Here is a 13,388-nt window from a genome sequence, read left to right on the forward strand (position 1 = left end):
GAAATTAAGCGGGCTCACCAAACGACAGCGCAAGCAATCTTGCCTGCGTGAGGCCATCGGTCGCGACGATGTCGCTCTGCCGCCCCTCGCGCATGACGAGGATGCGGTCGGCCATGCCGGTCAGCTCGGAGAGATCAGATGATGCCAGGAGAACGGCTACGCCGCTTGCGGCGAGTTCCCGGATCAATGTGTGGATGTCAAATTTTGCTGCGACGTCAACGCCTCGGGTAGGCTCGTCGAGCAGGAGGACCCGCGGGCCGCCGAGAATCGCGCGCGCAAGCACCACCTTCTGCTGATTGCCGCCGGACAGCTGGAAGACGGGCTGTTTGCCGCCTGTCGATTTCAGTTTGACGCGCGAGGCAATGTCGGCCGATCTCTGCAGTTCCGCCCGGCGGTTACGCAGGATCCCTGCGCGGCTCAGGGATTCCAGATGGGCAAGGACGGTGTTGTCGGCGACCGAAGCGCGCGGAAGAAGACCTTCGAGCCGGCGTTCGCGCGGCACATAGGCGATGCCGGCTGCCCAACGCGCCGCCGGTGTGCCGGCTGCCAGGGCCTTGCCATCGAGTTCAATGGTGCCGCCTGTCCATTTGTCGGCGCCAGCAAGCAGACGCAGGACCTCGCTCTGGCCAGCGCCGGAGAGGCCGGTGACACCCAGGATCTCGCCTGCCTGCAGGTCGAACGAGATATCGTGCACGGCCGGCGAACGCGCCGCGTCGAGACGCAATACGGATGCCGACGTGGCCGTGGCCTGCCGTTGCGGATAAGCGTCCGCGATCTGGCGACCCGTCATCAGCTCGATCATCTCTGCCTTGCTGATCTCTGATATCGCGCGTGTCGCCACGGTCTCGCCGTCGCGCAAGACGCTGACCCTGTCGGCGATGCGCATCACTTCGTCCATCCTGTGGGACACGTAAATGACGCTTCGTCCTCGTTCCGTCAGGCCGGCGATAACCTTGAACAGGCGTTCGGATTCTTCGCTCGTCAGGGCGGCCGTGGGTTCGTCCATCACATAGAGGCGAGCGGCCTCACCCTCGTCATCCAGAAAGGCCGCGGCGATCTTGACCAGCATCTGGTCGCCAAGCGATAGCCGCGCCATCTTCCGGCTGGGGTCAATATGACCGATGTCCAATGCTTCAAGGGCGCTCGATGCACGCCGGTTGAGTTCCCGCCAGTCGGCAAGGAAGCCCAGTCGCCGCGGATAGGGTCGGCCGAGAAACAGGTTCTCGGCGACTGAAAGCTCCGGAATGACGGCGAGTTCCTGGTGGATGAAACGCAGGCCCAGCCGCCGCGATTGCGAGGGGTGCTCGATCGACACCGGTTGGCCGTCGATCAGGATGGTGCCGCTGTCGGGCGTCGTCGCACCCGCAAGAATACGGATCAGCGTCGACTTGCCCGCGCCATTTTCGCCCATCAGCGCGTGGACTTCGCCACGCGCAATGGTGATGGAGCCATCTCTTAACGCAGGTACGCCGGAATAACTCTTGGAAAGCCTGCGCGTTTCGAGGGTCGGCGCGTTCATTCCTTGGCGTTTGCCGCGGTCACGAGCTTGGTCGGCACGTAGAGCACGCTCTGCTTGATCTTCTCGCCTGCGAGATAGCGCTTCACTGCGTCGGCTGTTGTCCGCCCAATGCCCTTGAAATCCTGCGCCATCGAAGCTTCGAAATTGCTTCCCTTGGCGATGGCGTCGCGGGCCTGAGGATTGGCGTCGATGCCGGTAATGACAATGCCTTCGTCCTGCCTGCCCGCCGCTTCAATTGCCTGCAACGCGCCGAGGGCCGGCTGATCCCAGGCTGCCCAGACCGCTGCGATCGATCCTTTTTCCGGGTGAGCCGTCAGGATTGCTTCCATCTTGGCTCGGGAATCCGCGATGCCTCCGTCGGAGACATCAGGGGTGACGCGCTCGAGAACCTTGATGTCGGGATTGTTCTTGAAGATCGCGTCGGCAATCACACCGCGCGCCTGGACCGGCGGGAAGGCATCGAAAACGAACATCACAACATTGCCCTTGCCGTTGATGCGGTTTGCGGCATAGGCAGCGGTATCGGCGGCCATCGCATAGCCATTCGACGTGACATTCGTGACCAGCAGCGGGTTTGCACCGGCATCCATGCCAAAGACCGGGATCCCGGCTGCCTTGGCAGTCTCCAAGCCGGCCGCAACCTGCGCCGGATCGACATTGATAACGATGGCGTCGACCTTCTGGGTGCTGACGTCTTCAATGCGGCTGATGGCTGCGGCTACATCGCCCTTCGTATCGATGACATTGATATCCCAGCCGTTCGTCTTGGCTTCCTCCTGGAAGGCCTCGACATAAAACTGTGTGCCTGGCTGCGAGAGATATGGCGTAATCACCGCGATCTTACCGGCAGCGTTGGCTGCGCCTGCGATGAAAAGCGCTGCGAGAACTCCCGCAACGGCGCTGGTCTTCAATACGAAAGTCATGCTGGTCCCCGCCCTTATCTTTCGATTTCTCTAATATGTTCGGGACGTTAGCCGAGCTTAATCCGCATTTCAATAGACCGTACCCAAGGGTTGCCACAGATTGTCATGAGTCAATCGCGCCGCTAAGGATGGCGTCAGTTGCAAGAGCGCAGACGGAGGAAATTGTGAGCGGTCCCATGCTGATCGGCATCGATGTCGGAACGACTGCCGTCAAGGCTGCGCGCTTCGATGCGAATGGCAACGTCGAGCGCAGCTATGCCCGTCATTATCCGACGACGCGCCGGCCACCGGACATCGTGGAGCAGGACCCGGGCGACTGGATCGTCAACGTCAAGGCGGCACTGGACGAACTGACCTCTAATCTCGCACCCGGTCAGTTGCATGCGGTGGGCTTGTGCTCCCATGTGAACAGTCACGTCTTCGTCGATGCGAACGGCCAGGCTTTGATGCCGGCGATTATCTGGCAGGACGGTCGGTGTGCCGATGTGGCGGCCGAGCTGGACGCCAGGGTTGACCCGACCGACAAGATCGCCTGGTGGGGAGCGCCGCTGCCGATCGACGCGAGCCATGTACTGTCGCGCATGGAATGGGTGAAGCGTCACCGTCCGGATATCTGGCAAAAGACGCGTTGGGTCATGTCACCCAAGGACTATTGCATCATGCAATTGACGGGCGAGGTCGTGGCCGACTCGATGGAGTCCTTCGGCGTGATCGATCAGGATTTGCGCTACATAGGCGGGCTGGTCGATCTCGTCGATGGGGCCGCCGAGCGGCTGGCACCCATCCGGGACTTTACGTCGATTGCCGGACAGATAAGAAGTGGGCTGCCGGCTGCCGGAACGCCGATGGTCGTTGCGACCATGGACGCATGGTCCGGCCTGTTCGGCAGCGGTGCGCTGCGCGAGGGGGATGGCCTGTATCTCAGCGGAACCAGCGAGGTGCTGGGCATCGTTTCCGAACAACGAAATCCTGAGCCGGGTGTGATCGCGTTCCCACGCTGCGAATCCATTGTGCTGCATGCCGCTCCGACGCAAGCCGGCGGTGCCTCCATGGCGTGGCTGTCGACCCTGCTTGGGCGGTCGCCGACGGAGCTTTCTTCCCTTGCCGATCACGTCGATCGACGCCGCATGACGCCAGTTTTTCTTCCTCACCTGCAGGGCGAGCGCGCGCCGTTGTGGAATGCCCATGCACGTGCATCCTTCTCGGGCATCGATGCGGCGATGGGGCCCGCCGAATTCACCGTCGCGATGATGGAAGGTGTGGCGTTTTCGGCGCGGATGGCGATTGAAAGCCTGCAACGTTCAGCCGGGACCGTGCCTGCGGCGCTTTGCGCGGCAGGCGGCGGCATGGCTTCGGATGTCTGGTGTCAGATCCGCGCCGACGTGCTGGGAAAGCCACTCTTGCGGCGAAAGAATCTCGATGCCGGCGTGCTCGGTGCAGCAGTGCTGGCCGGCGCGGGAGCGCAGCTGTTTCATTCGCTGGCCGATGCAGCCGCGCAGCTCGTCGTGACGGAGCGCGTTTTCGAACCCGATCCGTCGCTGACGGATCGGTACGCGTATGGCTACGCCAAATACAAGGAACTCTACCACCAGCTGGAGGCCTTCAATCTCGATCTGGTTTCGCGATCCTAGCGCGATGAGACGAATTGCCTTCCGATCGGTCGCTCGCTCGAGCTGCAGGTCTAGGCCCGGCTGGTCTTTCTTGCCGTGTTCGCGCGTTCAGGCTTCGTTTCCTGTCGTGCACGACCGAAGGCGAGGGCATTGCTTGGGACATCAGCGGTGATTGTGCTGCCTGCAGCGACGATCACCCCGTCGCCAATATTCAACGGTGCGACCAGAGATGCATTCGAGCCGATGAAGGCGCGCGACCCAATGGTGGTGAGATGCTTGTTCACGCCGTCGTAATTGCAGGTAATCGTTCCTGCGCCGATGTTGGTGCCGGAGCCTATCTGCGCATCGCCGATGTAGCTCAGGTGATTGACTTTCGTGCCTTCCCCGATCATCGCGTTCTTTATTTCGCAGAAATTGCCAACCTTGGAGCCGCGGGCGAGCCGTGAGCCGGCGCGAAGGCGGGCGTAGGGTCCGACATGTGCATCGGCTGACACGTGCGCGCCCTCCAGATGGCTGAAGGCTCCGATAACCGCTCCCGTTTCAACGCGTACACCAGGGCCAAATACGACGTTGGGCTCAACGGTTACATCCGGCTCAATAACGGTGTCGTGGCAAAGGAACACGGTTTCCGGGGCAATCAGCGAGACACCCGACAGCATAAGCTCCCGGCGTCGGCGCTCCTGCCAGAAGCGTTCGACCGCGGCGAGATCCTGCCGGTTGTTGCAGCCGGCGAGTTCGTTCTCGTCGGCGTCCACGACCGAGGTTGCGATGCCGCGCGCTCGGGCGATCTCGACGATGTCGGTCAGATAATACTCGCCCTTGGCGTTGTCATTGCTGACCTGCGTGATGAGTTCTATGGCATGGCGACCGCTGATTGCCATGATGCCGCTGTTGCAGCGCCGGATCAGGCGCTCCTCGTCGGTTGCATCCTTCTCTTCGCGGATGGCCAAAAGCTCGCCGTCCTTGACCAGCAGGCGTCCATATCCGGTCGGGTTCGCGGCTTCGAAGCCGATGACCGCGACGCCGCTGCCGTCTGCGAGCGCCGTGCGGGCCGCCCGCAAGGTGGCGCCGGTGATCAGCGGCACGTCTCCATAGGTCACAAGGATCTCGTCATAGCCCCGCGCGATCGCCGCGCGTGCGGCCAATACGGCATGTGCCGTGCCCAGCCGCTCGGACTGGAGAAACGTTTCTATCTGCACGTTCGTACCCGTGGCAGCAGTACCGATCGCATCGGCATCTCGTCCGACCACGAGCGCGGCCTCCGACACGCCCGCCTCGCTGATGGCATCAAGGACGTGGGCGATCATCGGGCGCCCCGCAACCGGATGCAGCACCTTGGAGCGTCGCGATTTCATTCGCGTGCTGTCACCGGCGGCCAGAATGATGGCCAGGCAAGAGGGATTGCGCATGAGTAATCTCCGCAAGATCAGGTATGAAGCAGGGAAGGGTTTCGACCGATTACTTGATGTACCAGCCCCAGGGATCATCGCTCTCGAAGGTGGTGATCTGTTTGGTCTCGAGATAGTTGCTGAGACCCCATCGTCCCAGCTCCCGACCGATGCCGGATTGCTTGTAGCCGCCCCAAGGGGCTTCGGCGAAGGTAGGTTGTGAGCAATTGATCCACACGATACCCGCGCGAAGTCCTTTCGCGACCCGCTCGCACCGTGCCTTGTCCTTGGACATGACGGCTGCTGCAAGGCCGAAACGGCTGTCGTTTGCCATGCGGATCGCATCGGCCTCATCGCGAAACGGCTTGACACACACAACGGGGCCAAAGATCTCCTCGGTCCAAATGAAGCTGTTTTCCGTCATATCGATCAGGATGGTTGGTTCGAGAAAATAGCCGGTGTCGAAACCTTCGGGTCTTTTGCCTCCGCCGGCGATCGTCGCGCCTTCGGCCTTGCCTCGGGCGATAGCCGCCAAGACCTTTTGATACTGACCGCTTGAAACCAGCGGCCCAAGCAGCGTTCCATCAGCAAGGCCGTCGCCGATCCTGATCTTCGCTGCCTCCGCCACCAGCCGTTCCAGGAGGGGCGCATAGAGGCTTTCCTCGACCAGAACACGCGAAGTCGCGGAGCAGACCTGGCCCTGATTCCAGAAGATGCCGAACATGATCCACTCGACAGCCTTCTCGATATCGCTGTCGGCAAAGACGACAAATGGCGACTTGCCGCCGAGCTCCAGGCTGATGTTTTTGATGTCGCGGGCGGCTGTGGCCATGATTTTCGAGCCCGTTGCCACGGAGCCGGTGAAGGCAAGCTTGTCTATTCCGGGGTGTTCGGACAGCGGCTGTCCCGCATCCGGCCCGAGGCCACTGACAATGTTGAGCACGCCGGCCGGCAAGCCGGCACGCTCGACGATTGCGCCGAGTTCGAGCGCCGTCAGCGGCGTGAGTTCGGAGGGCTTCAGCACCATGGTGCAGCCGGCTGCGAGCGCCGGAGCGACTTTCCACGCCGCCATGAGCAGCGGATAGTTCCACGGAATGATTGCGCCCGCTACGCCGATCGGTTCCCGGACGGCCTTCGAGGAAAAGCGAGCGTCCGCGAGCGCAATCGGTTCTTCCGGGTTTTCGTCAAGTTCCTCGGCAAAAGTGGCGTAGAGGTTGAAGCATCCGGCGACATCCTCGATGTCCCAGATTGCTTCGGGCAGGGGTTTGCCGTTGTCGAGCACTTCCAGATGCGCCAGGGCATGCTTCTCCGCCAGAATGATATCGGCGATACGGCGCAAGATGACGGCGCGCTCTCGGCCCGACATTCTGGGCCATGGGCCGACGTCGAAGGCCTGTCGTGCCGCGGCGACGGCGAGGTCGATGTCTTCGGCGGTGCCGGCAGGTGCGCGATGGATCGTCTGCTCCGTTGCCGGATTGACGACGTCGAAGCTGCCTCCCTTGACCGGAGCGACCCACTGGCCCGCGATGAATAGTTTGTCTTTCATTCCTCAGCTCCAGGCCATTGGTTCGCGATTGATTGCTGTCACTTGTGATTTTCCGCGACGGTGACGATTTCCTGTGCGGCTCGGGCAACGCCGTTTGCCTTTCGCATTTTCTCGGCGTTCGCCTTTAGCCGGATATGCGTCTTCTGGTCCCGGATCAGCGACTGGATCGCGCCTGCGAGTTCCTCATCCGACCAGTTGTAGCGGTCCAGTCGCTTGCCCACGCCGGTCTCGTCGGCCCGCACGGCGTTGTCGTGGCCGTCCCAGCAGTAGGGCATCACCAGCGACGGAACACCGAAATAGAGCGCTTCGCAGAAGGAGTTGTTGCCGCCGTGGTGGATGAAGAGGCTTGCCTGCTCGACGACCGAAGGTTGGGGGAACCATGCGTCGATAAACACGTTGTCCGGCACCTCGCGATACTCCTCGCGCCAGTGCCCGACATTGACGAGAAAGCGGAAGGGGAGCGTCGAAAGCACGCTGAGCATGCGCTTGATCATCTCGACGTCCATTGCGCCCAGAGAGCCGAAGCTGACCAGGACCAGCGGCGCATCGTTATGGTTCGCAAAACGCGGTGGCGTGAAGGGCGCCTCATTGCGCACGCATCCATCGAGAAAAACGAACTTTTCCGGATCCAGCGGCTGGTGTCTCTCGTGCCGGATAATCTCCGGCGCCAGCAAGAGATTGAGGTATGGCGAGGCGTCGAGGAAAGTGGGTGGTGGCGGCGGCTTCACGCCACATTCGTTGAGAAAGGCTGCGAAACGGCGGTGGGTCGGCGCCACGGTCTTCTTGTAGAGCGCCGAAAACACATCCCAATCGTTCTTGTCGTTCTCACCTGCGCCCGAAAGATATGGTGGGACATTGCTATCTGGGATCTCGGTCTCGGCGCATGAAACGATCCGGACCCAGGGGGCGCCGGCATTGGCGATCGCCGGGAACATGACAACGTTGTCGAGCGCGATCACGTCCGGTTGCAGTCGAGCCAAAAGCAGGCGGAGTGGTTCTTCGACGCGGATCGCCGTGTCCACGATCGTTTCCCACGTGGGACCGATGTAGGTGTCGAGCTGATCGACCGGCGGCTGGCGAAACGCATCCTGATGGCGCTCGATAAAATCGTTCCAGTCGGTCGGTTCTTCGGTATCCGACAGCGGATATTCTGGAAAACCGTAGTCGGCGAAGATGCCAGAGAAGCCCGGATGGCAGATGAAGACTGGCTTGTGTCCCATGCGCCGCAGCGCTTGTGCGATGCCGATGCAGTTCAGCGCGGCTCCGTAGCTGGCCTCGGGAAAGAAGGCGATGGTCTTTTCAGTGGTCATGTTCGATCAACGGCCTACGACTTTGAATGCGCGGGGAACGCCCCGGCCAGCGAGCGAAGGGCGCTGCGATTGGGACAGCTGAATATGCACGCGCAAAAGATCCGCCGCAAGCGCAAGCTGCCCTCTCTCTATGTGCTCAAGTATTTGAATATGTTCCAGATTGGACTGGATCAGGCGATACATGCTGGCATATCTGGGCGACGGCATCGCTGTCCGCCGCTTATGGAAATTCGAGAGGACCTCAGCCATGAACGGGTTTCCGCAACAGCGCGCAATCAGCATGTGCAGATCAAAGTCGGTGCGCTCGAACAGCCTGACATCAAAGCTCGATTCATCCATCTCCTTGAGCCTGTTCATGGAGTGGCGAAGCGCCAGAATGGCAGGCAGATCCCGCCTGAAATCCGGCATCGTGAGCGCAAGGGGTTCTGTTGCGAGGCGGAACTCGTAGTTCTTGGAGATGGAGTCAACGCTGACGGCGAAGCGCTTCAATACCCACTGTTGCCCGGCGCCGCGTTCAACCATATTGTCTTCTGACAGTCTATTTAGCGCATTTTGTACCGTCATTCTCGATGCGCCGTAGCGTCGCTGCAGGCCCGCTACGGTCTGGACTTCCTGGATCCTGCCGGCTGCGAGATCCCGCAGCATCGCAAGATGCAAATCCCCTTCGCTCGTTTCCGACTCACCGCCCGCAAGTCTCGGAAGGGTCGCGGGATCCACCGCGAGAACATAGCCGCCATCGGTGTCCGCGGTGACGATGGACTCATCCGCCAGGACTTGCAGGGCCTTGCGGATCGGTGTTCGCGATACATTGCAGAGGGACGCCAGGGCCTGTTCGGCAAGCCGTTCGCCCGGTGACATCCCTCGTTCTATCGCGATGTCCAGTACCTTTTGCGCCAATTCAACATGGCGATGGCGTGGGCGTTGCATCTCAGATGTCATTCGGTATGTCCCGTGTTCGTTGATTCATAGTGCCCGGCGCAGAATTGATTTTCAAGTATGATGGTACGAAATTGGAAAAAGATACCGCCTATCATTTTTTCTATTGACGTATTTTTGTTTGAAATAATACCATCGCGTCGGGCAGCAAATGACCGTGCCAAGCGGCGGCGCCTGATTTCTGAGGTGGAACAAATAAAAAAGGGAATTCTCCGTGAGTGGAAAAACGAAAGCAGTACTCCGCAGCGCGAGTACGAAGGCTCTGGCTATCTCGGTCATTCTGGGCAGCGTAAATGTCGCCGGTGCGGCTGACCTCGTGATCTCCAACTGGGACGGCTACATGGCGAAGGATGTGGCCCAGAGTTTCAAAGCCGCGACCGGGCTCGAGATCGAGGTGGTCAATCACGCCACCAATGAGGAAATCATGGGCAAGCTGATGGCCGGCAAGGGCAAGGGCTACGATGTCGTCTTCGTTTCGTCGCCCTTTGCCGAGATCCTCAACGGCCAAGGCATGCTGGCGCCGCTCGACAAGTCCGCGATCCCGAACCTCGCCAACCTTTATCCTGAGGCCGCTCAGTTGGCGTATGATCCGGGCAATGCATATTCAGTTCCTTACACCTGGGGCGCGACGGGTCTTTGCTACCGATCCGACCTCGTGAAGACACCAGTGGACAGCTGGAATACCCTTCTGAAGCCCGATGATGCGCTGAAGGGAAAAACCACCATGCTGGCGACTGACCGCTGGCTGATGGCGGCGGGCCTGCTTTCTCTCGGCTATTCGGTCAATGAGAAGGATGCCGGCAAGATCGCGCAGGCTAAGGACAAGCTGATCGAGGCGAAGAAGACCCTTCTCGCCTACGACGACACGACCTTCTATTCGAAGCTGGTATCCGGCGAAGCTCACCTCGTGCAGGCCTGGGACGGCTGGTGCAACTACGGCATTACCGACAACAAGGACATCAAGTTCGTGGTGCCGAAGGAAGGCTCGGATCTCTGGGTCGATACGATTGTCGTCATGAAGAACTCTGAAAAGCAGGCGGAAGCCATGAAGTTCATCAACTTCATGCTCGATGCGAAGAACCATGCCTGGGCGGCCGAGAACATCCTGTACAAGGTTCCGAACAAGGCCGCGATGGAAAGCCTCGATCCGAAGCTGATCGCTCAGTATCCGAACATGGGCACGACACCGGTGGAACTGATGAAGTATGAGCTTCTCAGGGATCTCGGGGCGACACAGAAGGACTATTCCCGCGCCGTGAGCGAAATCAAGGCCGCTAACTAAGGCCTTGCCGCACGTACGCGGCTCGATCGAATTCGGCAGATGTCCCGCCTGAGGGCTGGACATCTACCTGCCGCGCTTACGGTCATCGACAGACACTCGGCTACTTCACGCAGGCATGTGGGAAGTGATCGGGCAGCTGTTGGGAAATCAACCTTCCAGAGGTTTCCTTCTTCGTGTCTTACCAAGCAACCAGACCTAACCTCCTTGCGGCGCCCGCTGTCGCCTGGCTGCTCGCCTTCATGGTGGCGCCATGCCTGCTGGTCCTGAGCTACGCGTTCTTCGAGCGCGGCGTCTGGGGCGGTATTGATTACAATCTCAATCTGCAGAACTTCCTGCGTGTCGCGGACCCGCTCTATGCGCGGATCTTCCTGAAATCCGCGCAGATCGCGGGACTGGCCACCCTTCTGGCTGTCCTGATCGGTTATCCCGCTGCTTATGCGATCAGTCGTGCACCGCGGGCACGCCAGCCTATGTTGCTCTTCTTTGCGGTTCTGCCTTTCTGGTCGAACTATTTGATCCGCACCTATGCCTGGATCGTGCTTCTCAATCGCGAGGGGCTGATCAACAAGCTTCTGCAGGTGCTCGGTTACCAGGGCGAACCCTTGTCGCTGCTCTATACCGAAGGCGCGGTCATCGTCGGGCTCGTCTATAATTATCTGCCCTTCGTCATCCTTGCGATCTACTCCACCCTGTCGCGTCTCAATCCGGAGCTTATGGAAGCCTCCCGCGATCTTGGTGCCGGGCCCATTCGCACCTTCTTTCGGGTCACGCTTCCCCTGACGCTGCCCGGCGTCGCGGCTGGCGGGGTATTCGTCTTCGTGTTGTCGATCGGTAATTTCGTGACGCCGGCACTGCTTGGAGGCGGCCGCTTCCAGATGATCGGGAACGTGGTCTACGACCAGTTTCTCAGCGCCAATGACTGGCCGTTTGGCGCAGCGCTCGGGATGGTCCTGATCATCACCATGATGGCATTGCTGCTGCTGCAGGCAAGGGTCACGGCCCGCGCGAGCGGCGAGACGATCAAAGGGGAGACGTGAGATGCCACAATCACGCCTGCCTTCCCGCATCGTCTTGCTCGTGGTCTTCGGCTTCCTGTACCTGCCGATCGCGGTGCTGGTTCTCTTGTCCTTCAACGAGTCCGGCCTGCCGACCAGCTGGTCCGGCTTCTCGACCAAGTGGTATGGGTCGCTGCTTGCCAATGCGAGCATTCTGGGCGCCGCCTGGAACACGTTGATCGTCGCAGTATGTGCCACGGCAATTTCGACCGTGCTCGGGACCATGCTGGCGATGGGCATGGAGCAACGCCGGCGCAAGAGCACGGGCATCGAGGCTCTTGCCTTCGCGCCGATGGTGATCCCCGATATCGTTCTTGCCGTTGCGCTCCTGTCCTTCTTCTCGCTGCTCAACATCACGCTTGGCCTGCACACCATCGTGATCAGCCACGTCATCTTCGATCTGGCCTTCGTCTGCTCGGTGGTGCGGGCACGGTTGAAGAACTTTGACAATTCCATCGTCGAGGCGTCTCGCGACCTTGGAGCTTCGGCGTGGACGACATTCTGGCGAGTTACGCTTCCGGTGATCCTGCCGGCCGTCATCGCGGGCGCCCTGCTGGCCTTCACGCTGTCCGTAGACGAGTTCATCATCGCCTTCTTTACGGCCGGCGCCGGCCGGTCGTCGATCACCCTGCCAATTCAGATCTACTCGATGATCCGCTTTGGCATCACGCCGGAAGTCAATGCCCTGGCGACGATCGTCATGGGTGTCAGTGCAACAGCGCTCCTCATTTCTCAATGGCTCAACAAAGAACAGATGCAATGACCAACGTTCCCAGCAAGAATGAGACGATCCTGAAGATCGAGGGCCTGAGCAAGGCGTTCGGCCCGGTTTCCGCAGTCGAGGATGTGTCGTTGAGCATCCAGCGCAACGAGTTCTTCGCGTTGCTGGGGCCGTCCGGTTGCGGCAAGACCACGCTGCTGCGGATGCTCGCCGGTTTCGAGATGCCGACCAGCGGAGCGATCGTGCTGTCGGGGGAGAATATCGCGTCGCTGCCGCCGGAAAAGCGGCCGCTCAACCTGATGTTCCAGTCGTACGCGCTCTTTCCGCATATGACCGTGCGCCAAAATCTCAGCTACGGCCTAGAGATGGAGCGTCTCGACAAGGCGGAAATCCGCAGGCGGGTGGATGAAACCTTGCTGTCGACGGATCTGACCGCCTTTGCCGATCGCAAGCCCGACAAGCTCTCCGGCGGCCAGAAGCAGCGTGTCGCGCTCGCCCGCGCCCTGGTGAAGCGCCCCAAAGTGCTGCTGCTGGACGAGCCGCTCGGGGCGCTGGACAAGAAGTTGCGCGAGCGGATGCAGCTGGAGTTGAAGCGCCTGCAGCACGAAGCGGGCATCACCTTCATCATCGTCACGCATGACCAGGAGGAGGCGCTGGTCATGGCCGACCGCATGGCGATCCTGCGCGACGGAAAACTCCTGCAAGTGGGTACGCCCGAGCAGGTCTACGAACAGCCTGCCGATCGTTTCGTCGCCAATTTCATCGGCATCATGAACTTCATCGACGGAACTGTCGGCGACCACGGCACTTTCACTGCTGACGGTTACCGGATCGCGCTTGCCTCCGATCGTGGCCCCGGCAAGGCAACGTTGGCAGCGCGCCCAGAGGCGATCCGCCTTTCCGACGATGGTGCCGGCCTCGCGGGCACGATTTCCGACATCGCCTATCACGGGCTCGACCGCGTGCTTCACGTTGAGACGACTGTGTCTCAGGCTCCGGTGCAAGTTCGCGTTACCGCGGAGGAGGGGCGGAATTTCAGGCCGGCGCAGCAGGTACGCCTGCTGTTCGATCCTGCGAAATGCCACCTCTTCTAGGGAA

At 60.7% G+C, this 13,388-nt stretch carries 11 protein-coding genes; 5 read left to right on the forward strand and 6 right to left on the reverse strand.

The annotated features are described in order from the left end of the window. Positions 1–4: 4 nt before the first annotated feature. Both QTL94_RS27365 and QTL94_RS27370 read right to left on the reverse strand, forming a co-directional pair. Positions 5–1,519 (reverse strand): sugar ABC transporter ATP-binding protein, encoded by a 1,515-nt coding sequence (locus tag QTL94_RS27365; RefSeq protein WP_289803742.1) that lies wholly within the window; start codon positions 1,517–1,519, stop codon positions 5–7. Further along, positions 1,516–2,442 carry a substrate-binding domain-containing protein gene (locus tag QTL94_RS27370; protein ID WP_289803743.1) on the reverse strand — a complete coding sequence of 309 codons (927 nt, stop codon included), beginning with the start codon at positions 2,440–2,442 and terminating at the stop codon, positions 1,516–1,518. The genes QTL94_RS27365 and QTL94_RS27370 overlap by 4 nt, the downstream gene beginning before the upstream one ends. Before the next feature lie 164 nt (positions 2,443–2,606). Here QTL94_RS27370 and QTL94_RS27375 point away from each other — a divergent pair, with 164 nt between their 5' ends. Next, on the forward strand, positions 2,607–4,073 hold the full coding sequence (locus QTL94_RS27375) for a xylulokinase (RefSeq protein WP_289803744.1): 1,467 nt from the start codon (positions 2,607–2,609) through the stop codon (positions 4,071–4,073). A gap of 50 nt (positions 4,074–4,123) precedes the next feature. Here the strand turns inward: QTL94_RS27375 and glmU are convergent, their stop codons facing one another. From glmU to QTL94_RS27395, 4 genes are read right to left on the reverse strand one after another with little or no spacing between them, the layout of a single operon-like run. Beyond that, positions 4,124–5,461, reverse strand: coding sequence for a bifunctional UDP-N-acetylglucosamine diphosphorylase/glucosamine-1-phosphate N-acetyltransferase GlmU (glmU, locus tag QTL94_RS27380; RefSeq protein WP_289803745.1), 1,338 nt, complete (start codon positions 5,459–5,461; stop codon positions 4,124–4,126). 49 nt (positions 5,462–5,510) lie between these two features. Continuing rightward, the gene (locus tag QTL94_RS27385) at positions 5,511–6,986 is read right to left on the reverse strand and encodes an aldehyde dehydrogenase family protein (protein ID WP_289803746.1); all 1,476 of its coding nucleotides are present in this window, start codon (positions 6,984–6,986) and stop codon (positions 5,511–5,513) included. 38 nt (positions 6,987–7,024) lie between these two features. Beyond that, positions 7,025–8,296: a glycosyltransferase gene (locus QTL94_RS27390; RefSeq protein WP_289803747.1), complete on the reverse strand. Its 1,272-nt coding sequence runs from the start codon at positions 8,294–8,296 to the stop codon at positions 7,025–7,027. Between the two features lie 6 nt (positions 8,297–8,302). Next, on the reverse strand, positions 8,303–9,235 hold the full coding sequence (locus QTL94_RS27395) for a GntR family transcriptional regulator (protein ID WP_289803748.1): 933 nt from the start codon (positions 9,233–9,235) through the stop codon (positions 8,303–8,305). A 211-nt stretch (positions 9,236–9,446) separates the two neighbouring features. Between QTL94_RS27395 and QTL94_RS27400 the strand changes: the two genes are divergently transcribed. The 4 genes from QTL94_RS27400 (at position 9,447) to QTL94_RS27415 (ending at position 13,384) form a co-directional block, all read left to right on the forward strand. Next, on the forward strand, positions 9,447–10,514 hold the full coding sequence (locus QTL94_RS27400; RefSeq protein WP_289803749.1) for a polyamine ABC transporter substrate-binding protein: 1,068 nt from the start codon (positions 9,447–9,449) through the stop codon (positions 10,512–10,514). Between the two features lie 173 nt (positions 10,515–10,687). Continuing rightward, positions 10,688–11,551, forward strand: coding sequence for an ABC transporter permease (locus tag QTL94_RS27405; protein WP_289803750.1), 864 nt, complete (start codon positions 10,688–10,690; stop codon positions 11,549–11,551). 1 nt (position 11,552) lies between these two features. Then, entirely contained in the window at positions 11,553–12,332 is a 780-nt protein-coding gene (locus QTL94_RS27410) for an ABC transporter permease (RefSeq protein WP_113522063.1), read from the forward strand. Further along, complete coding sequence (locus tag QTL94_RS27415; RefSeq protein WP_289803751.1) at positions 12,329–13,384, forward strand: ABC transporter ATP-binding protein; 1,056 nt, start codon at positions 12,329–12,331, stop codon at positions 13,382–13,384. The genes QTL94_RS27410 and QTL94_RS27415 overlap by 4 nt, the downstream gene beginning before the upstream one ends. Positions 13,385–13,388 lie beyond the last annotated feature (4 nt).

It is taken from the genome of Rhizobium sp. S96 (assembly GCF_030382195.1).
Taxonomy (GTDB): Bacteria; Pseudomonadota; Alphaproteobacteria; order Rhizobiales; family Rhizobiaceae; genus Rhizobium.

Bases quoted from the DNA above. Each gene is read 5' to 3' on its own strand.
- QTL94_RS27365 (WP_289803742.1), bottom strand. From the start codon at position 1,519: ATGAACGCGCCGACCCTCGAAACGCGCAGGCTTTCCAAGAGTTATTCC.
- QTL94_RS27370 (WP_289803743.1), bottom strand. From the start codon at position 2,442: ATGACTTTCGTATTGAAGACCAGCGCCGTTGCGGGAGTTCTCGCAGCG.
- glmU (WP_289803745.1), bottom strand. From the start codon at position 5,461: ATGCGCAATCCCTCTTGCCTGGCCATCATTCTGGCCGCCGGTGACAGC.
- QTL94_RS27385 (WP_289803746.1), bottom strand. From the start codon at position 6,986: ATGAAAGACAAACTATTCATCGCGGGCCAGTGGGTCGCTCCGGTCAAG.
- QTL94_RS27390 (WP_289803747.1), bottom strand. From the start codon at position 8,296: ATGACCACTGAAAAGACCATCGCCTTCTTTCCCGAGGCCAGCTACGGA.
- QTL94_RS27395 (WP_289803748.1), bottom strand. From the start codon at position 9,235: ATGACATCTGAGATGCAACGCCCACGCCATCGCCATGTTGAATTGGCG.
- QTL94_RS27410 (WP_113522063.1), top strand. From the start codon at position 11,553: ATGCCACAATCACGCCTGCCTTCCCGCATCGTCTTGCTCGTGGTCTTC.
- QTL94_RS27415 (WP_289803751.1), top strand. From the start codon at position 12,329: ATGACCAACGTTCCCAGCAAGAATGAGACGATCCTGAAGATCGAGGGC.